Origin of the sequence: Pseudomonas phoenicis (assembly GCF_047302395.1) — a bacterium.
Lineage (GTDB): Bacteria > Pseudomonadota > Gammaproteobacteria > Pseudomonadales > Pseudomonadaceae > Aquipseudomonas.
In genome coordinates this window covers 3,696,070-3,717,054 of the sequence record NZ_CP154852.1, presented here as the reverse complement: position 1 = coordinate 3,717,054, position 20,985 = coordinate 3,696,070, and the positions used below count along the sequence as shown (strand labels likewise).

The window sequence follows — 20,985 nt, the reverse complement described above, 5'->3', positions numbered from 1 at the left end:
GTATATGTCCACTGTCTTGCGTCTGCTCACCCGTACCAGCCTGGTTACCCAGATCGTCATCGGCTTGGTCGCCGGTATCCTTGTGGCCGTCCTGGCACCCACCGTCGCGACGAGTCTGACGCTACTGGGTAGCTTATTCGTAACGGCGCTCAAGGCCGTGGCACCGATCTTGGTATTCGTGCTGGTGATCGCATCGATCGCCAACCATCAGCAAGGCCAGCAGACGCACATCCGGCCGATCCTTTGGCTTTACCTGTTCGGCACTTTTTCCGCAGCCGCGCTGGCGGTGGTGGCAAGCATGCAGTTTCCGTCGACCTTGGTGCTCAATAGCGCGCGAACCAACATGAGCCCGCCTGGCGGCATCAGCGAAGTGTTGCAAGGGCTGGTACTGAGCGCTGTCGAAAACCCGGTCAAAGCGCTGGTCGAGGCCAACTTCATCGGCATCCTGACGTGGGCGATCGGTCTGGGTGTGTTGCTGCGCAAGGCCGGCAAGGCGACCCGCGGCCTGACCGAGGACCTGGCCACGGCGGTGACCGACCTGGTACGCGTGGTCATCCGTTTCGCTCCCCTGGGCATCTTCGGCCTGGTCGCCTCGACCCTGGCCCAGGCCGGTCTGCAAGCCTTGCTGGGCTACCTGCACCTGCTGGCTGTACTGATCGGCTGCATGCTCGCGGTTGCGTTGCTGATCAACCCGCTGATCGTGTTCTGCATGATCCGCCGCAACCCCTATCCCCTGGTGCTGATGTGCCTGCGCGAAAGTGGCATCACCGCGTTCTTCACCCGCAGTTCGGCGGCCAACATTCCGGTCAATCTGGCGTTGTCGGAAAAGCTCGGCCTGCATGAAGACACCTATTCGGTATCGATCCCACTGGGCGCGACCATCAACATGGCTGGCGCTGCAATCACCATCACCGTGTTGACCTTGGCCGCCGTGCACACCCTGGGCATTGCGGTGGACCTGCCCACGGCGCTGTTGCTCAGCGTGGTGGCCTCGATCTGCGCGTGTGGCGCATCGGGCGTGGCCGGCGGTTCGTTGCTGCTGATCCCGCTGGCCTGCGGGTTGTTCGGCATTCCCAGCGAAATCGCCATGCAGGTGGTCGCGGTCGGCTTCATCATCGGGGTGGTGCAGGATTCGGCGGAAACCGCGCTGAATTCGTCGACCGACGTGTTGTTCACCGCCGCCGCGTGCGAAGCCATGGAACGGCGCAGCGCCTGATTCTTACGGCCAGCCCTGTGCTGGCCCCTTCGGGGAACGATTGCCTAAGCCCTGCACACCCCCTACGCTAATGGCCTTTTCATTGCATCGAGACAAGGCCATGTCAGAACAGCAAAGCGCCGACGAAGCACGCTTGAACGACGTCGAAGTGCGCGTCCTCGGCGCGTTGATCGAAAAGCAGGCCACCAGCCCGGAAAGCTACCCTCTGACGCTCAACGCGCTGGTCGTCGCCTGCAACCAGAAGACCAGCCGGGAGCCGGTGATGAACCTGTCTGCCGGGCAGGTCGGGCAAGCGCTGCGCGCACTCGAAACGCAGGACCTGGCCCGCTTGCAGATGGGCAGCCGCGCCGACCGCTGGGAGCATCGTCTGGACAAAGCGTTCGAACTGGTCCCGGCACAGCGCGTGCTGCTCGGCTTGTTGTTCCTGCGCGGCCCGCAGACGTTGAGCGAGTTGCTGACCCGCAGCCAGCGCCTGCACGCGTTCGAAGACCTGGACCAGGTCCAGCATCAGCTCGAGCGTCTGGTGACCCGCGAATTCGCTCTGCACCTACCGCGTCAGTCGGGCCAGCGTGAAGACCGATACACCCATGCGCTGGGCGACCCTGCGCACATCGAGGCCACGCTCGCCGCGCGCCTGCATGGCACGAGCGATCAGCCGCGTGCCTCCGACAGCGTTTCCGACGATCGCCTGGAAGCTTTGGAAGCACGTATCGCCGCGTTGGAAGCGCGCCTGTCAGCGCTCGAAGGCTGACCGCGCTGGCGGGTCGGCATCGGGAAAGTGGCGGCAACTCTTGCGCTCGGCCAGCTCACGCGCGGTCGGGCGTTGATCGACGAACACCGTACTGCCATCGGCATAGATTTCCAGATAACCCCAGTGCAGGTCCTGCTCGTGCTGACCGGGCTTGGGCGGCACGTGCCACCAAGGTTCGCGACTGATCAAACGCATGGGCAGGCTCCGAAGGAGGGAATGGCTTCACTATAGCCATCCCTCCCCCTTTGCGAGCGACTACTCGCCGCCGCTGGCGCGGTCGCGCACCGGGCACTGCGCCCGATACAGGTTCAGCGCGGTGTTGATGATGCCGATGTGGCTGAACGCCTGCGGGAAGTTGCCCAACATGCGTTGGCTTTGCGGGTCGTATTGCTCGGCCAGCAGACCGACATCGTTGGTCAAGTCCAGTAAGCGCTGGTACAGCGCCTCGGCCTCGGCCTGACGCCCGACCAGCACGTAGACGTCGCACAACCAGAACGTGCAGACCAGAAACGTGCCCTCGCCCGCCGTCAAGCCATCCGTGCAGTTGTCGGTGTCGTAACGCAGCACCAGACCCTCATGCAGCAAGCGCTGCTCGATCTGCTCGAGCGTACGCAGAAAACGCGGGTCGTCGGCTGGCAAAAACCCGGTCAAGGCGATTTGCAGCAGGCTGGCGTCCATTTCCTTGGAGCCGTAGGCCTGGACGAAATATTGCCCGCTTGGATCCAGCCCTTGCTCGCACACCTCACGGTGAATCTGCTCGGCGACCTGCCGGTAATGTTGGCTCTGGCCACTGTCTTCACGGGTTTCGGCCAAACTCGCCGCACGATCGAAGGCCACCCAGGCCATGACTTTGGAATGCACGAAGTGCTGACGCCCACCGCGGACCTCCCAGATGCCTTCGTCCGGTTCGCGCCAGATGCTCTTCAGGTACGGCAGGATCAAGCGGGCGATGGCGGCGCTGCGCGGATGACGCGGCAGACCGGCCTTGAGCGCCTGGCTCATGGCGTCGGCCACTTCGCCATAGATGTCGAGCTGGCGCTGATCGGCTGCGGCGTTGCCCACCCGCACCGGCTGCGAATGCTCGTAACCGGCCAGCCACGGCAGCGTGTATTCCTGCAGGTCGCGCTCGCCCGCCAGGCCGTACATGATCTGCATCTGCTCGGGGTTGCCGGCCACCGAGCGCATCAGCCACTCGCGCCAAGCCTGGGCTTCGTCGACGTAGCCCAGGTTCATGAAAGCGAGCAATGTCATGGTGGCGTCGCGCAACCAGCAGAAGCGATAGTCCCAATTGCGTTCGCCACCGATCCGCTCGGGCAAGGACGTGGTCACGGCCGCGACGATGCCGCCCGTGGGGGCGTAGGTCATGGCTTTGAGGGTGATCAACGAACGGCGGACCTGCGCGCTGTAGGCACCGACCTCCGGGCAACGGCCGGCAAAAGTCTGCCATTGATCGATGGTGCTCTTGAGCGCTTCGTCGGCATCGAACCCCGGCTGCACCGGCAGGTGCGAGCGCTGGTGGCGCAAGCTGAACACTTCCCGCCTACCTTCGCCGACCCGGAAACGTGCGACCGTGTGGTGGTCCATGGCGTGGGTTGCAACCGTACTGCTGAGGATCACCCGATCCGGTCCGGCCACGGCGCTCAAGGTCAGAGGGTCGAGTTTCTCGACCCAGGGCACGCTACGGCCGTAGTCGAAACGCAACACCAGGTCCATCTCGAAATTGACCTCGCCGCTGAGACCTTCGACGATGCGCACCACCGAATGGGTATCGTTGAGCGGCATCAGGTCGAGGACCCGGGCGCGTCCTGTAGCGGTGACGTACAGCGTCTCCAACACCAGCGTGTCTTCCAGGTATCGACGCTCGCTATGCTCGACGGTGTCGGTCGGCGCGACACGCCAGCGACCGTTCTCTTCGTTGCCCAGCAGGCTGGCGAACACGGCCGGCGCATCGAAGCGCGGCAGACACAGCCAGTCCAGCGAGCCGTTGCGGTTGACCAGGGCGGCGCTGCGGCAGTTGCCGAGCAAGGCATAGTCTTCGATCAGTGCGGGCATCGGGTGTCCTTGACAATGAGGGTGGAAGTCGCTGCAGCCGGTACCCAGGGTCAGGCTCTGCCGTCAGCCGAGCCCATGCCATTCCCGCTTGTCGCGGGTCAGCAGTTCGTTGCCGGCCTCGGGGCCGTCTTCACCGGCCGGATACTCGTGCACCTCGCCGCCGCTGGCCCAGGCATCGAGGAACGGCTGCACCGCGCGCCAGCCGTTCTCGATGTTGTCCGCACGCTGGAACAGCGTCTGGTCACCGGTCAGGCAGTCGTAGATGAGCGTTTCGTAGCCCGTGGCCGGGGTCATGTTGAAGAAGTCCTTGTAGGCGAAGCCCAGCTCGACGTTCTGTGTGATCAATTCCGGGCCTGGCCGCTTGGCCTGGAGGTCGAACCACATACCTTCGTTCGGCTGGATCTGGATCTTCAGATAGTTGGGTTTGGGCCGTGCCAGGGCCGAATCGCGGAACTGTGCGTAAGGCGCTGGCTTGAAGCAGATGGCGATTTCGGTATCGCGCACGCTCATGCGCTTGCCCGTGCGCAGGTAGAACGGCACGCCGGCCCAGCGCCAGTTGTCGATCATCACCTTCAGGGCCACGTAGGTTTCGGTCTGGCTGGCGGGGTCGACGTTGTCCTCCTGACGATAGCCGGGCAAGTCTTTGTCGCCGCGCTTGCCCGCCGCGTACTGGCCGCGCACCGAGTTCTTCAACGCCAGCTTGCTCGACCATGGGCGGATGGCGCCGATGACCTTGGCCTTTTCGCCACGTACGGCGTCGGCGCCGAAGGCCGCCGGCGGCTCCATGGCCACCATCGCCAGCAGCTGGAACAGGTGATTGGGCACCATGTCACGCAAGGCGCCGGTGCCGTCGTAGAACGCACCCCGGGTTTCAACACCCACAGTCTCGGCCGCCGTGATCTGCACATGGTCGATGTAGTGGTTGTTCCAGAACGATTCGAACAGCCCATTGGAGAAGCGGCTGACCAGAATGTTCTGCACCGTTTCCTTACCCAGGTAATGGTCGATGCGGTAGATCTGCCGCTCGCTCATCACCTTCAGCAGGCAGGCGTTAAGCGCTTGGGCGCTGGCAAGGTCGGTACCGAACGGCTTTTCGATCACCACGCGGCGAAAGCCGCCTGCGGACTCGTCCAGCAGGCCGGCTTCGCCAAGGCGCTGCGCCACTTCCGGGAAGAAACGTGGCGAGGTGGCGAGGTAGAAGATCGCGTTGCCGTGGTCGGTCCTGGCGATGCGCTCGCCGATGGCCTGGTAAGTGGCCATGTCGAGGAAGTCGCCGGTCTGGTAGTCCAGCCGTTTGGCCAGACTTGCCCAGAGTTTTTCGTCGACGCTCTTGGGCGCGCCTTCGCCGCCGGCGTCACGCTCGGCGAGGAAGTCGTGCAGGCGCTCGCCGAACGCCTCGGCGGTGGACGCGTTGTGGTCCACACCGACGATACGCAGGTTGCGGTCGAGCAGACCGTCGCGGCTGAGGTTGTACAGCGCCGGCATCAGCAGGCGCTTGACCAGATCGCCGCTGGCACCGAAGAGAAACAGCGTGCAGGGCGGAGCGGCAGGCGTCTTCTGTGCGGTCATGGGCGTTTGTTCTCGACGTGGCCACCAAAGCCCAGACGCATGGCCGAGAGCACTTTGTCACCGAAGGTGCCTTGCTGCTGGCGCGAACGGAAGCGGGCGAACAGCGCGCTGGACAACACCGGCACCGGCGTGGCCTGCTCGACGGCGGCATCGATGGTCCAACGCCCTTCGCCGCTGTCGGACACCGAGCCGCTGAACTGCGACAGCTGCGGGTCGGCGACCATGGCGTCGGCGGTCAGGTCGAGCAGCCAGGACGTGATGACGCTGCCACGGCGCCAGACTTCGGCGATCTCCGGCAGGTTGAGGTCGAAGCGCTGGTCTTCGGGCAGTTCGTCGCTGCCTTTGCTGCGCAGCAGGTCGAAGCCTTCGGCATAGGCCTGCATCAGGCCGTATTCGATGCCGTTGTGCACCATCTTCACGTAATGCCCGGCACCGGGGGGGCCGGCGTGCAGGTAACCGTGCTCGGCACGCTGGTGCTCGCCTTCGAGGCCATGGGTGCGGGGAATCTGGCCAACGCCTGGGGCCAAAGCGCTGAACAGAGGTTCGAGGCGCTCGAAGACGTCTTTCTCGCCACCGATCATCATGCAATAGCCACGGTCCAGGCCCCACACGCCGCCGGAGGTGCCGACATCCAGATAGTGCATGCCACGGCTCGCCAGCTCGGCGGCGCGGCGCATGTCGTCTTTATAGAAGGTATTGCCACCGTCGATGATCGAATCGCCGGGTTCGAGCAAGTCGGCCAGTTGCGCGATGGTCTGCTCGGTGGGAGCGCCAGCCGGCAGCATGACCCAGACGGCCCGGGGCGCTTGCAGTGCCTTGACCATTTCAGCCAGGTCGTGGACCCCCGTGGCGCCCTCGCCGGCCAAGGTTTGTACGGCTTGAAGGTCACGGTCATGGGCCACGATCTGGTGGCCCGCGCGCATCAAGCGTCGTGCAATGTTGCCGCCCATGCGGCCAAGACCGACGATTCCTAATTGCATGTGCCGGTGCTCCTACTTAATGAGATGAAAAGAGAATGAAGATATTCAGATTAGTCCAGCGGGTCTGCTGAGGGTTCAGCACCTGCAGCACATTACTACGGTGGCTCCGTCCTGCTGAGAGCGGGCCAATGGACGTCTTCAAGACGCCTTTACAGTGAAATATCGCGCGACCTCCTGGGAAAAATGCGTGCAGTTTATCCGTGCATAGCGCTGGTAGTCGCGCGTCACGGCAAAGGCAGAGCCTGGCATGAGCAGGATCTTCTGCGCTTCGAGAGTGGTGATCAGTGGTTGCAGATTCGGTAAGTCCGGGTGGTAGGCCCAGATGAACATGCCGCCTTGCGGTTCGATGTCGAAGCGCCAGCCCCGTGCCAGCAGCAGTTGCTGGGTCTGCACCTGCTGGCTGATCAGCCGTTGCTGGACGTCTTTCATGTGCCGCGCGTAGGTACCGTCTGACAGAATCGTGTTGACGAAGCGCTCGCAAAACGCCGGCACGGCCACGCAGGTCAGTAACTTCAAGCGGGTCAGCGGCTCGATCAGCTCCTGCGCACAGGCGATGTAACCCACCCGCAGCGAGGCCGACAGGCATTTGGAAAAGCTGCCGATATAGATGACTCGCTCCAGGTTGTCGAGCTCGGCGAAGGTCTGCCGCACGCCTGGGCTGAAATCGCCGTAGACGTCGTCTTCCACCACATAGAACTCGTGCTCGATGGCCAGGCGCAGCACCTTGAAGGCGTTGTGCGGGCTGATGTTGCCACCGGTGGGGTTGTGCAAGGTGCTGTTGCAGAAGAATGCGCGGACCTTGTGCGTACTCAAATAGGCCTGCATTTCGGCGATGTCCGGGCCGTCCGGGCCGCGTGGAATGCCGACCACCTGGCCACCGGCGAGCTGGATCAGACGGATCAGGTTGCCATTGCCTGGCTCATCGACGAACACGTGGTCGCCCGGTTTGATCAGCAAACGCGCCAGCAGGTCCAGCGCCTGGGTCGCGCCAAGGGTGGTGATGACCTGGCTGGGTCGGGCTTCCACGCGGGTCTGGCGTTTCATGTGCACGCACAACTGCTTGCGCATGGGCAGGTGACCGAGGATGTCGCCGTATTCGGCCAGCGAGCTCTGCTCCAGGCGCGCGGTTCGGCGGATGGCCTTGGCCAGCGATTCGGTGTCGCGCCATTGCGGCGGCAACCAACCGCAGCCGAGTTTGGTGTAGTGCTGACCGCCTTGCAGGAGGCGGAACAGCGGGTCGCTGTCCATGCTGAGCGGGTCGTGGCTGACGGCGATCTGTGCGGCCCTGCTGGTGACGAAGTAGCCGCGACCGGGAAAGGCGGTCAACTCGCCTTCGCTGACCAGCCGTGCATAGGCCGACACGGCATCGTGGTAACTGTGCCCGCCTCCCGCCAACTTGCGAATCGACGGCATGCGCTGACCGGCCAGCCACTCACCCTTCGCCAGCCGCTGTTTCAAGTCGTCGTACAGCGCGCTGTTGCTCATGGGGCCACCGCCAAACCGTTAGAAAATAAATGCTAACAGTTAACTGAAAAGCTTGTCGACTGTTCGTTTGCGGCAGTTCGAATAGTGCGACTATCACTTCAGCGGCGTCTCTCACTTCATCCACTGTCAACGCCAATACCCAAGACCAGATAACTGGAAAACGCATCAATGGCCCACATGGACATGCAATCCCCTGCACCCGTTCGGCTGCCCGTTCATTATGAGCCGGAGTCGTTCTGTACGATTAAGAACCTATTGACGGCCGCATTACTGGAGTGCTGCTCGACGCAGGATTTTTCAATAATCAATCACACTTCGCTGATTCTGGAAGTTGCCGAACAATGCCATGAAGACTTGTTGGCCTTCGCCTGCAAAGATCCAGCCTCGGGCTTCGACCCGGTCTTCATCGCCAGAAGTTACACCTCTTATGCAGCCGTGCTGCATTACCGCCTGGCGCACCAGATACACCTGCGCCTGGGCAACCGTATCGCCGATGCGCAGTGCCTGGCCGGCATGCTGTCGCGCCGCGGCAAGATGCTCTCGGGGGCGGAAATCCACTTTCGCAGCCGCATTGGCGAGCGCTTCATCATCGATCACGGCATCGGCACGGTCATCGGTGAAACCAGCGTCATCGGCGACGATTGCTACATCCTCGGCGGTGTCACCCTGGGCGCCCGCGGCATCGGCCACAACCCGTCCAGCGCCAGGCATCCACGCATCGGCAACCGCGTCCAGATCGGTGCGTTTTCCAGTGTTCTGGGCCCGGTGAGCGTCGGCGATGACGTGTTCATCGGCCCTAATTGCATCATTAGCAAAGACGTCCCTGCGCGCGCCCGAGTGCAGGTTAAAACTTCCCTGCAAATGGTAATGGAACCATGAACACATTACTCAACAATGAAGTACTGCGCAGCACCGAAAAGTTGTATTACCAAGATCAATACCTCACTTCGGCCGTCACACAGGTGACGCGCGTACATGCCGACGCCTTGGAACTCGACAGCACCGTGGCCTATCCCGAGGGCGGCGGTCAGGAGGCCGATCACGGCACGATCGAATTACCGATCGGCACGCTGCGCTTCATTTGGGCAAAGAAACTCTACGGTACGCCCATTCGCCTCGACGGTTTCAAAGGCGGAAAGTTGGGCGGCATCATTTTGCATATGATCCATCCGGACGACTTGCATCTCCTGGAGCAGGTGACGGCGCACATGCCGGCGCGCATCAGCATCGATGCGCTGCGCCGTGATCGTCTGACGCTGTCTCACAGTGCCAGCCACTTCCTCTACGCCGCAGCCGTGCAGCTTCGTCAGGAGCTGGAACAATGGACCATCGGCTGCCACATCAAGGAAGACGGTGCGCGCTTCGATTTCCTTGTGGAAGAATCTTTCAGCGCTGAGGAAGTGCGCGAGATCGAGCGCCTGGCCAATGAGCTGATCGCCCATGAAGACGTGATCGGCAACACCGCCGTACAGGGCCTGGAAGACGCACGGCTATGGTCGTACCGTGGCATCGAGATCCCGTGCGGCGGCACCCACCTGCAATCGCCGCAGCGCATAGGCCGGCTGAGCGTGCGCCGCAAACGCCTGGGCAAGAGCAAGGAGCGGCTGATCTGCGAATTCCCCGAGGCATCGACCGACCTGTCGATCTACCGGGAGCAGCGCGCATGAATCCTCGCCTGCCCCGCCGCACCTATCTCTATTTCACCGCCCAGTCGATCAACCTCACCACGGCGGTGATGTCGGTGACCATGGCCGCCATCGTCGGGTCGGCGCTGGCCCCGGCTGCGCAGTGGTCCACCTTGCCCTACGGCGTGCAGTTTCTGTGTGTGATGCTGGCCACTTACCCTGTGTCCCGGCTGATGAGCCGCATCGGCCGCAAACCGGCGTTCATGCTCGGCGCGCTGCCGCTGGTCGTGTCTGGCGTCAGTGGCTTTCTGGCGGTCGAGCATCGGCAGTTCGCTTTGCTGGTGCTTAGCCACGCCGCGCTGGGGGTGTACATCGCATTCGCCAACTTCAACCGCTTCGCTGCCACCGACCATCTCGCGCAAGCGCTCAAGCCCAAAGCGCTGTCATTGGTGGTGGCAGGTGGCGTGATCGCCGCTGTGGTCGGCCCGACTTTGACCGAGCTACTGCGTGAGGTGGCGGGCTATGCGCTGTTCTCGCTGTGCTACGCCGCGTTCATCGTCCTGGCCGGCCTGTCGCTGCTGATCGCGGTGTGCTTGCCCGCTTCCCCAGCCGACTCGGCCAGCGCGCAAACACCGAAGAACGACAGCGACGCCCCTACCCCTCTCACCCCGACTCTGGTCACTGCCATGGCGATCGCCGCCGTGGGCTACGGAATCATGAATCTGCTGATGATTCAGGCCTCGATGCACATGCAACATATGCACGATTCCTTCTCCGACGTGCGTCTGGCGATCCAATGGCATGTCATCGCCATGTTCGCGCCCTCCTTCTTCACTGGCACGATCATCGAGAAACTGGGTCTGCGCACCACGCTGTGCACGGGCTTGGCCATGCTCATCGGCTGCACGCTGCTCAACATGACCTTGCACGGTTACGCGGCCATGACCGTTTCGTTGATCGTCCTGGGCCTGGGCTGGAACCTGACCTACGTCGGCGGCGGCGCGCTGCTGGCGCAGAGTCTGCAAAACAGCCCCGGTGCCATGCACATGCAGGGCAAGAACGATCTGGCCATTGCCGTATGCGCGACCTTGGGCGCCTTCACGCCGGCGGTGCTGCTTGGCTCGATCGGCTGGGTGGGCAGCAATGCACTGTGCCTGGGGCTATGCGTAGCCTTGTTGTTGGCGACTCTTTATGTCTTGCATGGCAACGCGCAGTCGCACTACACGGCCGTGAGCACCAGCAAATGAGCAAACTGATCCGCACCGCCGAGCGCATTCTCACCAAGCTGGAAATGCACAACCCGGGTGGCAGCCATAAATACCGAGCCGCCAAGCACATCATCGACTGTGCGGTGCGCAGCGGCGACATCGTGCCGGGCGAGACCACCGTCATCGAGAAAACCGGCGGCAATTTCGGCTTCGGCTTGATCGCCGCCTGTCACCGCCACGACATCGCCGTGGAGCTGGCGGTGGGGCTGAGCTTCAGCCAGACCAAACGTGATCTGCTCGAATGCTTCGGTGCCACGCTGATCGGCAAGGACATGCTGTTGGCAGGCGCTACGCCCAAGGACGTGGTGATGCATCGGCTGGAGCAGCAAGCCGCGTTGGGCAAGTCGTACTTCTACACCGATCAGTTCAACAATACCGTGGGCGTCGACGCGCACCGCTACCAGACCGCCACGGAACTGGCCTGCCAATTGATCAAAGCGCGGGCTGGCAAGGAGGTGCTGTTCGTAGGCTGCGCGGGCACCGGCGCAAGTTTCACCGGTATCACCCTGGGGCTTAAAGATCATGGCTTCGACGTCGAAACCGTGTTGGTCGATCCGGCGGGCTGCGATTCGAAAGCAGGCATCTTCGCCGACCATCGCTTCGAAGGCATGGCGGTCGGCGTCTGCCCGCCCTTTCTGGACTGGACACTGGTGGATCGGCATTGCAGCGTTACACAGGAAGAGATGCTGATGGCGCAGCGCACCTTCTATATGCAGAGCGGCGCCTTCGTCGGCAATACGGCAGCAGCCTGTCTGGCGGTGGCTCAACGCATGGTGCGTCAACCTGCGCATGCGCACAGAACGATCGTGACCATCGCCTACGACGCGGGCTTCTGGTATCAGGACCTACAGAAGTCGGTGGCCGAGCACGCGCAGCGTTCGGCTGCGCGGTGCGAGGGATGATGGCAAAGAACAGGCGTGCCGAAAGTGGGGCTTGGCCTAAATTAGCAGCTGCGGTGGGGAATTATTGCCCGCGCGTCGTTCTCGTAGAAGGAGTCGTCGACATTTGTCGTCATGCCCCCCGGGGTTATCGAGGGGGCGCAAGTGCTGAAGATAGGGACAAGCGAACATGAAAAGCAAAATACGATCGTCAGCCCTCGTCGGCCTGTTGTGCGCAGGTGTGCAGCAGGCCAGCGCGGCCAATGTCTATGGCCCGCAGCTGGAAGGTTTCGCCTACCCCTATCCTTTGAAACAGCTGGCATTCAGGTCGCAGGGCAAGGATCTGCAGATGGGCTATCTGGACGTGCCGCCCAAGGATCGCAAATCGACGTTAGGCACGGCCGTTTTGCTGCATGGCAAAAACTTCTGCGCAGCGACCTGGGAAGGCACTATCAAGCAGCTCAGCGAAGCAGGTTATCGGGTCATCGCACCCGACCAAGTCGGGTTCTGTTCTTCGAGCAAACCTGAACACTACCAGTACACGTTTCAGCAGCTGGCCCACAACACACACGCACTGTTGCAGCACTTGGGGGTCGACAAGGCAAGCGTGGTCGGCCACTCGACCGGCGGTATGCTGGCCGTTCGATACGCGCTGATGTACCCCACCGATACGTCGAAGCTGGTACTGGTCAACCCGATCGGTCTGGAAGACTGGAAGGCCATGGGGGTGCCCTATCGAACGGTGGACCAGTGGTTCGAGCGTGAACTGAAAGTCACCGCCCAATCCATCAAAGCTTACGAACAGAAGACCTACTACGACGGCCGCTGGAAGCCCGAGTACGATACGTGGGTGGACATGCTGGCTGGTTTGAACGCCGGGCCTGGCAAGAAGGCGGTGGCTTGGAACTCAGCGCTGGTCTACGACATGATCTTCACGCAGCCGGTGGTGTACGAGTTTCCCAAGATACAGGTGCCTACCCTGTTGATGATCGGACAAACCGATACCACGGCGATTGGCAGCGATATCGCTTCGGCAGAAGTGAAAGCCAAGCTTGGGGACTATCCGGCGCTTGGCAAGGCTGCGCAGAAGGCCATACCGGGCGCTGAGCTGATCGAGTTCGCCAAGTTGGGGCATGCGCCGCAGATGGAGGAGCCGAGGGCGTTCAATGAGACTTTGGTGGGGTGGTTAGGGAAGTGATTCTTCGGGGGGCCGAACGCTATTGCACTTCGCGCTGGATCGAGGGCGAGGGGTGGCTGTTGGAATAGGTTGTCTGGGCTTGCTCGGCAAGTACAAGGCATATCAACGCTGCGAGTACCACGACATCGAGTGCATGTTCGGTTTCAAGGTCCGCCAGACCTGAACTCGAACTGCCCTACAGCGCCTCAACGCTTTCCGCCGAGTACAGGCGGCAATGCCGTGCAAAACCAATAGATCCCAGTCCCAAGCACCAAGCCCCAGCGGCTTTGCGGATTGAGAAACATCCCGACCACCCCGAGCGCTATCAGCGTCACGCCGGCCCACCGCCTGCGCTTGGGGTTGAACCATAGCTGGAACGCCTTGAGCCGCTCACGCAAACCCATCACCTCTTTACTTTTGGTTGGTGTGCTGCCCTTCAACGTCTCACGAAGCCTTGGCCAGCCTCCAAAACGAACTGGCTAATGCCACAAAGATGGGTACCGTAGCCAAGTTCCAGTGGTTTGCAGTGAAGCCTTTGAAGGTGACGGCAATGCTCGACAGGGCCATAAGGACGGCGCCAGCAGTCAACGCAAAAATCTTGATTCTCCTCATACAGGCTCCTTGAATAGAGCTTCGACCCTATCAGGGTTCGATATCTGGCTCAAACGGAGGGAGAGACTTCCCTTAATCAACGATAACGCCTGCCTGGCGAAGGCGGCACCTGCCCGCACGGAGCAAGCCACGACTCAGCAACACCGAATTCTGATGGGCGACTGCATCGATATGATGCGGATGCTGCCGGATCGGTCCGTGCATACCTGCATCACGATGCCCGCCTTACTTCGGGTTGCGTGACTACGGCGTCGACCGCCAAATCGGGCTGGAGGCCTCTGCGCGTGAGTTTGTCGACAACTTGGTCGCCGTACTTTGCGAGGTCCGGCGCATGCTGCACGATGACGGCACGCTGTGGGTGGATCTGGGCGGCTGCTACGCCAGCCAGCTTAGTCTAGCGGTGGAGCCAGGACGTAGGCAGCCAGGCCGGGAGCAGCCGCCAGCCCGCAAAGACCAACGGACCGATGAAGGCCGTTGGCGGGAGCAGACGCAATAGCTTCGCGCGCAACATCAAATACACCAGTTGCGAGCATGGCCAGACCAACCAGCACCGCGCCCGCCGCGCTGATGTCGACTACGACGAAAACGCGGAACGAGCGCAGTGTTTGAAGGGTGGCCACCGCTAGCTTCGAAGGCGCCCATTTCGCTACCTTCCCGCCCAACCTGATCCGGCCTTGCGTACTGGCCGGTGCGCCACGCAGCGGGCTGGTGTTCGACCCGTTCGGCGGCGCCGGCACCATGGCGCTTGTCGCCATGCAGGAAGGTCGCCAATCGGTCATTTGCGAGCTGAACCCCGAATATTCAGCCCTCTCCCGCCAGCGCATCGGCACGGCCTGGATCGAAGGCGCGGCGTAGATGGATTTTCTGCTGGACCACACACCAGCCGCGTAACGACCTACCCCTTCCCATTCAGTCCACGTTACTCCGGTGAGGAGCGGCCATGCGTGCGTACCCGAACAATGCAGGAACGGCATCACGCGTACTCGTCTCCTTACCTGCTGCTGACTGAGTCGGGTTAAGCGTGTCACTGCTGCGATGCTCCGGCATCGCTGGGACGATGCGCGGGAGGAGCAGTGAAAGCAGCAACTGCAGCAGGAAACCAAGTGCTTGCCGGCCGCATCACTCAGTTCCAGTTCCGCGACATTCGCCCGAAGGCCGCGTCGGAGATCACCGCTGTCGAGCACGCGAGCATGCTGTTGGGACACATCAAGGGCGACATCACAAAACGCGTTCACCGAAGGGTCGGAGCGTTGGCAAAACCCATCAGACAGGAAAAGTACCGGAAGCGCTTCCAAAATAGACGCTGTACTGAGCCGATCACTCAGGAATTTTGCGCGCCCCAAAAACGCAAAAACCCCCGATTCGTCGGGGGTTTGAACGTGGCGGAAGCGTAGGGATTCGAACCCTAGGATAGTTGCCCATCGACGGTTTTCAAGACCGTTGCCTTAAACCACTCGGCCACGCTTCCAGCTGTTTTGCGGGCGCCATAATACCTCAATGACACAAGCTGTCAAACTCTCTATGTCGCGCTTTCTCAGGGCTCTGATATGCTCTTGCGACTACATGTTTCAATACCCACAGGAGCGTCGCCATGCGCGAACAGGATTACGCCGTCCGGGACGGTCAGCAGATCGAGCAGCAGGAGGTCAGCAAAGTCCTGCGCAACACTTACGGCCTATTGGCACTTACCCTCGCCTTCAGCGGCGTCATGGCCTTCATCGCCCAGCAGATGCGTGTCGGCTACCCTAACGTATTCATGGTGCTGATCGGCTTCTATGGCTTGTTCTTCTTGACCGCGAAGCTGCGCGACTCTGTCTGGGGCTTGGTCTCAACCTTCGCTCTGACCGGTTTCATGGGCTTCATCCTCGGCCCGATTCTCAACCGCTATCTAGGCATGGCTGGTGGCGCCGAGGTCGTAAGCTCGGCATTCGCCATGACGGCGCTGGTGTTCGGTGGCCTGTCGGCCTACGTGCTGATCAGCCGTAAGGATATGAGCTTCCTCAGCGGTTTCATCACAGCAGGCTTCTTCGTTCTTTTGGGTGCTGTGGTTGCCAGCTTCTTCTTCCAGATCAGTGGCTTGCAGCTAGCGATCAGCGCCGGCTTCGTCCTGTTCTCGTCGGTCTGCATCTTGTTCCAGACCAGTGCGATCATCCACGGCGGCGAGCGCAACTACATCATGGCGACGATCAGCCTGTATGTATCGATCTACAACCTCTTTGTCAGTTTGTTGCAGCTGTTCGGCCTGATGGGCCGCGACGACTGATGCCTTCTTGCTAACCCGCTGTCCAAAGCCCGCTTCGGCGGGCTTTTCATTGTCTCTGGATCGGTATCACCCGCTTTCCTCTTTCCTAAGCATGCGGCACGCGCCCAGCCCGTTCCTCTACCCCAACGACCATCAGGGCCGTAGAATGCGCTCCTTTTTCCCTGGGGCAGCCTTCCATGAGTTCGCACGAGCACGGTACTGGCGCGTCTGCGCCTTCCCACGATCTAATCCTCGGGCTTGATGACAAACCTCGCCCTTGGATCGGTATTCTGGCAGCCCTGCAACACCTGCTAGCCATCATCGTACCAATCGTCACGCCTGGCCTGCTGATCTGCCAGGCACTTGGTGTGTCATCACGCGATACCAATCTGATCGTGTCCATGTCGCTAGTGATCTCCGGCATCGCAACCTTCGTTCAGTGTCGGCGCTTCGGGCCGTTTGGCGCAGGGCTGCTGGTCGTGCAAGGGACCAGTTTCAACTTTGTCGGGCCATTGATCGCCGGCGGATCGTTGATGGTCAAGCAAGGCACGTCCGTAGAAGCAGTGATGGCAGCCATTTTTGGCGTGGTGATCGCGGGCTCGTTCATCGAGATGGGCATTTCACGTACCTTGCCCTTTGTCAAACGCCTGATCACGCCTCTTGTAACCGGGATCGTCGTACTGATGATCGGCCTTACGCTGATAAAGGTCGGCTTGATCAGCATGGGTGGCGGCTTTTCGGCGATGGCCGACGGTACCTTCGCCAACCGCGAAAACCTGCTGCTTTCGGGGGTGGTACTTGCAATCATCGTGTTGCTCAACCGCATTCCCGTGGTCTGGATGCGCAGTTGTGCGATCGTGATTGCACTGGTGGCCGGCTATGCCTTGGCCGGTTACCTGGGAAGGCTCGATTTCACTGGCATGCACGAGGCGGCCTTGTTTCAGGTACCCGCCCCCCTCCACTTTGGGCTCGGGTTTTCCTGGGCATTGTTCATCCCCATGCTGGTCATCTACCTGGTGACTTCCCTGGAAGCCATCGGCGATGTGACTGCCACCAGCAAAGTGTCGCAGCAACCAGTCGAAGGCCCGGTGTGGATGCAGCGGATCAAGGGCGGTGTATTGGTCAATGGTGCCAACTCGCTGCTGGCAGGGATATTCAATACCTTCCCCAGCTCGATCTTTGCCCAGAACAATGGCGTTATTCAGCTGACCGGTATTGCCAGCCGCCACATCGGCATCTGGATCGCTGCCATGCTGGTGCTGTTGGGGCTTTTCCCGAGCGTGGCGGGTATCATCCAGGCAGTGCCTGAACCGGTATTGGGCGGAGCGGCCATGGTGATGTTTGGCGCAGTAGCGGCGTCGGGCATCAACATCCTGGCCAGCACGACGCTCGATCGTAGGGCGCTACTCATCATCGCCGTGTCCCTCGCCCTAGGATTGGGGGTGGCGCAGGTGCCCGAATTCCTAGCCCACATGCCAAGCGCCGTGCGCGCCGTGTTGGAATCCGGCGTGGCCACTGGTGGAATCTGCGCCCTGCTGCTCAACTGGTTTCTGCCCGAAGGCGGCCGTTGCTCTTGAGCCGCGGCAACAATGCAGAGACTGCCGCTCAAGGCTTTTTGCTCTATCATGGCGGCAGTTCTCTGTCAGAGTCGTCCATGAAATTCGCAATCGCGGTCTTCTCTCCCGCCCACGCGCCCTCCTCCCGTCGTGCACTGCGTTTCGCCGAAGCGGTGCTTGAAAGTGGGCATGACATTACGCGCTTGTTCTTCTACCAAGATGGCGTCAACAGCGCCTCGGCCAATATCGTCGTACCCCAAGACGAAACCGATGTCGCCATGCAGTGGCGTGCGTTCATCCAGGGTCATCGACTCGACGCAGTCGTCTGTATCGCCGCAGCGTTGCGGCGTGGCGTGCTCAATCAGGAAGAAGCCCAGCGCTACCAGCGACCTGCCGCGAACCTGCCAGCGCCTTGGGAGTTGTCCGGCCTGGGCCAACTGCATGAAGCGGCGCAGCTGGCTGATCGCTTGATCTGTTTCGGAGGCGATTGAGAATGGCCAAATCCATGCTGGTCATCAGCCGCCAAGGACCCTGGAGTGGCCCAGGAGCTCGCGAAGCCTTGGACATCGCCTTGGCAGGGGGCGCGTTCGATCTGGAGCTAGGCATGCTGTTTCTCGATGACGGTGTCTTGCAACTGGCGATCGACCAGCAACCTGTGCATCTTGAACAAAAGAACCTCAGCGCCAATTTGCAAGCATTGCCCATGTTCGGCGTCGACCAACTGTTCGCCAGCCGTTCCAGCCTGGTCAGGCGCGGCCTCGGCGAACAGTCCTTGGCTTTGGCCGTCGAAGTGCTCGATGATGATGAACTGAGCGTCTTGTTCGAGCGTTTCGACCAAGTGGTGACCCTCTAATGGCAACCCTGCACATAATCGCGCATGCTCTCTGGAGCGATGACCGGCTTGACAGCTGCCTGCGTATACTCGGCGCTAAAGACGCTTTACTGCTGTGTGGCGAGGCAGTCAGCGGGTTGCGCCCAGGCAGTGAAACCGCATTGCAGTTGCGTGCCGCGCAACTGCAGGGGCGCTTGTTCGCGTTGCAAGAAGATCTGTACGCCAGGGCCATTTCTCAGGATTACGCCAAAGGTCTCGACTATCCAGGCTTCGTTGAACTGTCGCTGTATTACGATAAGGTGAACAGCTGGCTATGAACGCGTTGGACATCTGCGGACACTCGGCAAGCCTGGATGAAGAAGGTTTCCTCGTCGATCTGGACAAGTGGTCCGAGCCTGTAGCGCTGTTGCTGGCGCAGCGTGAAGGCATCGAACTGACACCCGATCATTGGGAGATTCTCGCCCTGCTCAGAGCCTTCTACGAACAGTATCAGCTATCGCCTGCTACCCGACCCCTGGTCAAATATGCCGCCCTCCATCTAGGCCCGGAAAAAGGCAGTAGCTCTCATTTGAATCGCCTGTTTAACGGCACTCCTGCCAAGCTCGCCGCCAAGCTTGCCGGCCTTCCCAAACCGACCAACTGCATATGACCGAACCACGTCCCCTAACTCTGGTAACACCTGCCGAGCACCCTTTCGCCGAATTCGTCCGTACGCTTGGCAAAGGCAAACGTGGAGCGCGAGGCTTGACTCGTGAGGAAGCTAGAGCTGCTATGGGCATGCTGTTGGAAGAACAGGTAGAAGACGCTCAATTAGGCGCGTTCCTCATGCTGCTCAGGCACAAGGAAGAAACCGCCGAGGAGTTGGCCGGATTCACCGAGGCGCTACGCCAGCATCTTAACCCGCCCTGCATCGCGGTTGATCTCGATTGGCCGACCTATGCTGGCAAAAAGCGCCATCTGCCTTGGTATCTGCTTGCGGCCAAATGTCTGGCAGCCAATGGCATACGTATCCTGTTACATGGTGGTGGAGCGCATACCGAAGGGCGGCTTTACACCGAGCAAGTGCTCGGTCTGCTGGACATTCCCTTGTGTCGCAATTGGCGGGCGGTGGCCAGTGCGCTGGACCAACACGCCCTGGCCTTTTTCCCGCTGCAAGACTGGGCGCCACAACTGCAGCGAATGATCGACCTGCGCAACCTGCTTGGCTTGCGCTCCCCCATCCATTCGCTGGCTCGGGTACTCAACCCGTTGGCCGCTCGCTGCGCTTTGCAAAGCATTTTCCACCCTGGCTACCAGGCCGTACACCGTGAGGCCAGTCAACTATTGGGCGACCATGCCATCGTAGTCAAAGGTGACGGCGGCGAAATCGAGATCAACCCGGACGTGCTCAGTCATCTATACGGTGCAACCGGTGGTCAGGCTTGGGACGAGCAATGGCCTGCACTGAGTGCACAGCGCCATGTAAAGCCCGCAACCTTGCAACCCCAAAACCTTATGGATGTCTGGCAGGGCAAAGCGCATGACAGCTATGGTGAATTGGCGATCGTCTCCACCATGGCCCTGGCATTGCGCGGTTTAGGCAGCGAGCGCGAGCAGGCATTCGAGACAGCGCGCCAATACTGGAGTGCACGCGGCACCGCTCGATAACACCCACGAACAGAAACGTTTATGCCATCCATTCGAACACTGCCAGCCTGCTGGGCTCCAACGGCAAACATCACGTTGCGAGGAAGACGGCATGGGCCTTTTGATCGATGGGCAGTGGCATGACCAATGGTACGAAAGCGATGAGGAAGGCGCGTTCAAACGCGAGCAGGCACAACGACGCAACCCGTTGCCCAAAGCCGAATCGGGTCGGTACCACCTCTACGTATCACTGGCCTGCCCCTGGGCGCATCGTGCGCTGATCTTGCGCGAACTCAAGGGCCTGGCCCCACTGATCGACGTGTCTGTAGTGAGTTGGCGGATGGCCGAGCACGGCTGGACCTTCGATCAGCACGAGGGCTCGACCGGCGACAAGCTTGACGGGCTTCGATACCTTTATCAGCGTTATACCCAAGACGACCCTCATTACAACGGACGTGTGACAGTTCCGGTTCTGTGGGACTGCCAAGAGCAGCGTATCGTCAACAACGAGTCGGCGGACATCATCCGCATATTCAACTCAGCCTTCGACGAATCAACCGGCAATACTCTAGACCTCTATCCTGAGCCGCTACGCGCCACCATCGACGAGCTCAATTCGCGCATTTACCCAGCCGTCAACAATGGCGTCTACCAGGCTGGCTTCGCCACAACGCAGAAAGCCTACGAGCAAGCCTTCGATGGGGTCTTCAGTGAACTGCAAGCGCTGGAGGGTCGACTCGAACACAGCCGCTATCTGGCCGGGGCTTACCTGACCGAGGCGGATGTGCGCTTGTTCACGACATTGATACGATTCGATGCTGTATATCATGGGCATTTCAAATGTAATCTGCGCCGTGTCTACGATTATCCTAACTTGTCGAATTGGCTACGTGAGCTGTACCAGTGGCCCGGTATCGCTTCGACCGTAAATATGGAGCATATTCAAAAGCACTACTACCTGAGCCATACGACCATCAATCCGAATGGGATCGTGCCCAAGGGTCCACAGCAGGAATTCAATACACAACACGACCGGGAGCGTCTACCGGGCCGTGGAATCTGGCAGGCCGTCCAATCGAACTGATACAGATGCCATGCACAGAGAGCGATCTTGCC

Annotated in this window: 23 protein-coding genes and 1 tRNA gene; 17 read left to right on the top strand and 7 right to left on the bottom strand. The window is 60.9% G+C overall.

Annotation, left to right across the window (positions count from 1 at the left end; translation table 11 throughout):
• Positions 1 to 4: 4 nt before the first annotated feature.
• Positions 5 to 1,216 (top strand): serine/threonine transporter SstT, encoded by a 1,212-nt coding sequence (gene sstT, locus AA0Z93_RS16745; RefSeq protein WP_413047828.1) that lies wholly within the window; start codon positions 5 to 7, stop codon positions 1,214 to 1,216.
• Positions 1,217 to 1,316: 100 nt separating this feature from the next.
• Positions 1,317 to 1,967: a YceH family protein gene (locus tag AA0Z93_RS16740; protein WP_413047829.1), complete on the top strand. Its 651-nt coding sequence runs from the start codon at positions 1,317 to 1,319 to the stop codon at positions 1,965 to 1,967.
• On the opposite strand, the gene AA0Z93_RS16735 is transcribed toward AA0Z93_RS16740, so the two are convergent.
• From AA0Z93_RS16735 to AA0Z93_RS16715, 5 genes are all read right to left on the bottom strand, one after another.
• Complete coding sequence (locus tag AA0Z93_RS16735) at positions 1,950 to 2,162, bottom strand: hypothetical protein (RefSeq protein ID WP_413047830.1); 213 nt, start codon at positions 2,160 to 2,162, stop codon at positions 1,950 to 1,952. The two genes, AA0Z93_RS16740 and AA0Z93_RS16735, sit on opposite strands and share 18 nt — an antisense overlap.
• Positions 2,163 to 2,222: 60 nt before the next feature.
• Positions 2,223 to 4,019: a glycoside hydrolase family 15 protein gene (locus tag AA0Z93_RS16730; RefSeq protein ID WP_413047831.1), complete on the bottom strand. Its 1,797-nt coding sequence runs from the start codon at positions 4,017 to 4,019 to the stop codon at positions 2,223 to 2,225.
• Between the two features lie 63 nt (positions 4,020 to 4,082).
• On the bottom strand, positions 4,083 to 5,588 hold the full coding sequence (gene zwf, locus AA0Z93_RS16725; protein ID WP_413047832.1) for a glucose-6-phosphate dehydrogenase: 1,506 nt from the start codon (positions 5,586 to 5,588) through the stop codon (positions 4,083 to 4,085).
• Entirely contained in the window at positions 5,585 to 6,568 is a 984-nt protein-coding gene (gnd, locus tag AA0Z93_RS16720) for a phosphogluconate dehydrogenase (NAD(+)-dependent, decarboxylating) (protein ID WP_413047833.1), read from the bottom strand. The genes zwf and gnd overlap by 4 nt, the downstream gene beginning before the upstream one ends.
• 138 nt (positions 6,569 to 6,706) lie before the next feature.
• Complete coding sequence (locus AA0Z93_RS16715) at positions 6,707 to 8,053, bottom strand: PLP-dependent aminotransferase family protein (protein ID WP_413047834.1); 1,347 nt, start codon at positions 8,051 to 8,053, stop codon at positions 6,707 to 6,709.
• A gap of 168 nt (positions 8,054 to 8,221) precedes the next feature.
• On the opposite strand from AA0Z93_RS16715, the gene AA0Z93_RS16710 reads away from it, so the two are divergent.
• From AA0Z93_RS16710 to AA0Z93_RS16690, 5 genes are all read left to right on the top strand, one after another.
• Positions 8,222 to 8,932, top strand: a complete 711-nt coding sequence (locus tag AA0Z93_RS16710; protein ID WP_413047835.1) for a serine O-acetyltransferase — start codon at positions 8,222 to 8,224, stop codon at positions 8,930 to 8,932.
• Positions 8,929 to 9,720: an alanyl-tRNA editing protein gene (locus AA0Z93_RS16705; RefSeq protein WP_413047836.1), complete on the top strand. Its 792-nt coding sequence runs from the start codon at positions 8,929 to 8,931 to the stop codon at positions 9,718 to 9,720. The genes AA0Z93_RS16710 and AA0Z93_RS16705 overlap by 4 nt, the downstream gene beginning before the upstream one ends.
• Positions 9,717 to 10,925, top strand: coding sequence for an MFS transporter (locus AA0Z93_RS16700; protein ID WP_413047837.1), 1,209 nt, complete (start codon positions 9,717 to 9,719; stop codon positions 10,923 to 10,925). Before AA0Z93_RS16705 ends, AA0Z93_RS16700 begins: the two co-directional genes overlap by 4 nt.
• Positions 10,922 to 11,848, top strand: coding sequence for a pyridoxal-phosphate dependent enzyme (locus AA0Z93_RS16695; protein WP_413047838.1), 927 nt, complete (start codon positions 10,922 to 10,924; stop codon positions 11,846 to 11,848). The genes AA0Z93_RS16700 and AA0Z93_RS16695 overlap by 4 nt, the downstream gene beginning before the upstream one ends.
• A 166-nt stretch (positions 11,849 to 12,014) precedes the next feature.
• Entirely contained in the window at positions 12,015 to 13,022 is a 1,008-nt protein-coding gene (locus AA0Z93_RS16690; RefSeq protein ID WP_413047839.1) for an alpha/beta fold hydrolase, read from the top strand.
• Positions 13,023 to 13,445: 423 nt separating this feature from the next.
• Here the strand turns inward: AA0Z93_RS16690 and AA0Z93_RS16685 are convergent, their stop codons facing one another.
• Complete coding sequence (locus AA0Z93_RS16685; RefSeq protein WP_413047840.1) at positions 13,446 to 13,613, bottom strand: hypothetical protein; 168 nt, start codon at positions 13,611 to 13,613, stop codon at positions 13,446 to 13,448.
• Between the two features lie 612 nt (positions 13,614 to 14,225).
• Here AA0Z93_RS16685 and AA0Z93_RS16680 point away from each other — a divergent pair.
• Entirely contained in the window at positions 14,226 to 14,468 is a 243-nt protein-coding gene (locus AA0Z93_RS16680; RefSeq protein ID WP_413047841.1) for a DNA methyltransferase, read from the top strand.
• Between the two features lie 218 nt (positions 14,469 to 14,686).
• Complete coding sequence (locus AA0Z93_RS16675; protein WP_413047842.1) at positions 14,687 to 15,007, top strand: hypothetical protein; 321 nt, start codon at positions 14,687 to 14,689, stop codon at positions 15,005 to 15,007.
• Here the strand turns inward: AA0Z93_RS16675 and AA0Z93_RS16670 are convergent.
• A tRNA-Ser gene (locus tag AA0Z93_RS16670) sits at positions 14,994 to 15,081 on the bottom strand. The genes AA0Z93_RS16675 and AA0Z93_RS16670 overlap by 14 nt on opposite strands.
• Before the next feature lie 123 nt (positions 15,082 to 15,204).
• Between AA0Z93_RS16670 and AA0Z93_RS16665 the strand changes: the two genes are divergently transcribed.
• The 8 genes from AA0Z93_RS16665 (at position 15,205) to AA0Z93_RS16630 (ending at position 20,953) form a co-directional block, all read left to right on the top strand.
• Entirely contained in the window at positions 15,205 to 15,876 is a 672-nt protein-coding gene (locus AA0Z93_RS16665) for a Bax inhibitor-1/YccA family protein (RefSeq protein WP_413047843.1), read from the top strand.
• 176 nt (positions 15,877 to 16,052) lie between these two features.
• Positions 16,053 to 17,432: a nucleobase:cation symporter-2 family protein gene (locus AA0Z93_RS16660; protein WP_413047844.1), complete on the top strand. Its 1,380-nt coding sequence runs from the start codon at positions 16,053 to 16,055 to the stop codon at positions 17,430 to 17,432.
• Positions 17,433 to 17,509: 77 nt separating this feature from the next.
• Complete coding sequence (gene tusD, locus AA0Z93_RS16655; RefSeq protein WP_413048414.1) at positions 17,510 to 17,902, top strand: sulfurtransferase complex subunit TusD; 393 nt, start codon at positions 17,510 to 17,512, stop codon at positions 17,900 to 17,902.
• Positions 17,903 to 17,904: 2 nt separating this feature from the next.
• Positions 17,905 to 18,264, top strand: a complete 360-nt coding sequence (gene tusC, locus AA0Z93_RS16650; protein WP_413047845.1) for a sulfurtransferase complex subunit TusC — start codon at positions 17,905 to 17,907, stop codon at positions 18,262 to 18,264.
• Complete coding sequence (tusB, locus tag AA0Z93_RS16645; protein ID WP_413047846.1) at positions 18,264 to 18,560, top strand: sulfurtransferase complex subunit TusB; 297 nt, start codon at positions 18,264 to 18,266, stop codon at positions 18,558 to 18,560. Before tusC ends, tusB begins: the two co-directional genes overlap by 1 nt.
• Entirely contained in the window at positions 18,557 to 18,892 is a 336-nt protein-coding gene (locus AA0Z93_RS16640; protein ID WP_413047847.1) for a TusE/DsrC/DsvC family sulfur relay protein, read from the top strand. Before tusB ends, AA0Z93_RS16640 begins: the two co-directional genes overlap by 4 nt.
• Entirely contained in the window at positions 18,889 to 19,890 is a 1,002-nt protein-coding gene (locus AA0Z93_RS16635; protein WP_413047848.1) for a glycosyl transferase family protein, read from the top strand. Before AA0Z93_RS16640 ends, AA0Z93_RS16635 begins: the two co-directional genes overlap by 4 nt.
• A 91-nt stretch (positions 19,891 to 19,981) precedes the next feature.
• Positions 19,982 to 20,953 carry a glutathione S-transferase family protein gene (locus tag AA0Z93_RS16630; RefSeq protein ID WP_413047849.1) on the top strand — a complete coding sequence of 324 codons (972 nt, stop codon included), beginning with the start codon at positions 19,982 to 19,984 and terminating at the stop codon, positions 20,951 to 20,953.
• Positions 20,954 to 20,985: the final 32 nt, after the last annotated feature.

What these genes read in the sequence shown, in the direction of transcription:
- AA0Z93_RS16685 (WP_413047840.1), bottom strand. Translation starts at nt 13,613, where the DNA reads ATGAGGAGAATCAAGATTTTTGCGTTGACTGCTGGCGCCGTCCTTATG.
- zwf (WP_413047832.1), bottom strand. Translation starts at nt 5,588, where the DNA reads ATGACCGCACAGAAGACGCCTGCCGCTCCGCCCTGCACGCTGTTTCTC.
- AA0Z93_RS16735 (WP_413047830.1), bottom strand. Translation starts at nt 2,162, where the DNA reads ATGCGTTTGATCAGTCGCGAACCTTGGTGGCACGTGCCGCCCAAGCCC.
- AA0Z93_RS16710 (WP_413047835.1), top strand. Translation starts at nt 8,222, where the DNA reads ATGGCCCACATGGACATGCAATCCCCTGCACCCGTTCGGCTGCCCGTT.
- tusB (WP_413047846.1), top strand. Translation starts at nt 18,264, where the DNA reads ATGGCAACCCTGCACATAATCGCGCATGCTCTCTGGAGCGATGACCGG.
- sstT (WP_413047828.1), top strand. Translation starts at nt 5, where the DNA reads ATGTCCACTGTCTTGCGTCTGCTCACCCGTACCAGCCTGGTTACCCAG.
- AA0Z93_RS16690 (WP_413047839.1), top strand. Translation starts at nt 12,015, where the DNA reads ATGAAAAGCAAAATACGATCGTCAGCCCTCGTCGGCCTGTTGTGCGCA.
- AA0Z93_RS16640 (WP_413047847.1), top strand. Translation starts at nt 18,557, where the DNA reads ATGAACGCGTTGGACATCTGCGGACACTCGGCAAGCCTGGATGAAGAA.
- AA0Z93_RS16700 (WP_413047837.1), top strand. Translation starts at nt 9,717, where the DNA reads ATGAATCCTCGCCTGCCCCGCCGCACCTATCTCTATTTCACCGCCCAG.
- AA0Z93_RS16740 (WP_413047829.1), top strand. Translation starts at nt 1,317, where the DNA reads ATGTCAGAACAGCAAAGCGCCGACGAAGCACGCTTGAACGACGTCGAA.
- AA0Z93_RS16665 (WP_413047843.1), top strand. Translation starts at nt 15,205, where the DNA reads ATGCGCGAACAGGATTACGCCGTCCGGGACGGTCAGCAGATCGAGCAG.
- AA0Z93_RS16635 (WP_413047848.1), top strand. Translation starts at nt 18,889, where the DNA reads ATGACCGAACCACGTCCCCTAACTCTGGTAACACCTGCCGAGCACCCT.
- tusC (WP_413047845.1), top strand. Translation starts at nt 17,905, where the DNA reads ATGGCCAAATCCATGCTGGTCATCAGCCGCCAAGGACCCTGGAGTGGC.
- AA0Z93_RS16660 (WP_413047844.1), top strand. Translation starts at nt 16,053, where the DNA reads ATGAGTTCGCACGAGCACGGTACTGGCGCGTCTGCGCCTTCCCACGAT.
- AA0Z93_RS16730 (WP_413047831.1), bottom strand. Translation starts at nt 4,019, where the DNA reads ATGCCCGCACTGATCGAAGACTATGCCTTGCTCGGCAACTGCCGCAGC.
- tusD (WP_413048414.1), top strand. Translation starts at nt 17,510, where the DNA reads ATGAAATTCGCAATCGCGGTCTTCTCTCCCGCCCACGCGCCCTCCTCC.
- AA0Z93_RS16695 (WP_413047838.1), top strand. Translation starts at nt 10,922, where the DNA reads ATGAGCAAACTGATCCGCACCGCCGAGCGCATTCTCACCAAGCTGGAA.
- AA0Z93_RS16705 (WP_413047836.1), top strand. Translation starts at nt 8,929, where the DNA reads ATGAACACATTACTCAACAATGAAGTACTGCGCAGCACCGAAAAGTTG.
- gnd (WP_413047833.1), bottom strand. Translation starts at nt 6,568, where the DNA reads ATGCAATTAGGAATCGTCGGTCTTGGCCGCATGGGCGGCAACATTGCA.
- AA0Z93_RS16630 (WP_413047849.1), top strand. Translation starts at nt 19,982, where the DNA reads ATGGGCCTTTTGATCGATGGGCAGTGGCATGACCAATGGTACGAAAGC.
- AA0Z93_RS16715 (WP_413047834.1), bottom strand. Translation starts at nt 8,053, where the DNA reads ATGAGCAACAGCGCGCTGTACGACGACTTGAAACAGCGGCTGGCGAAG.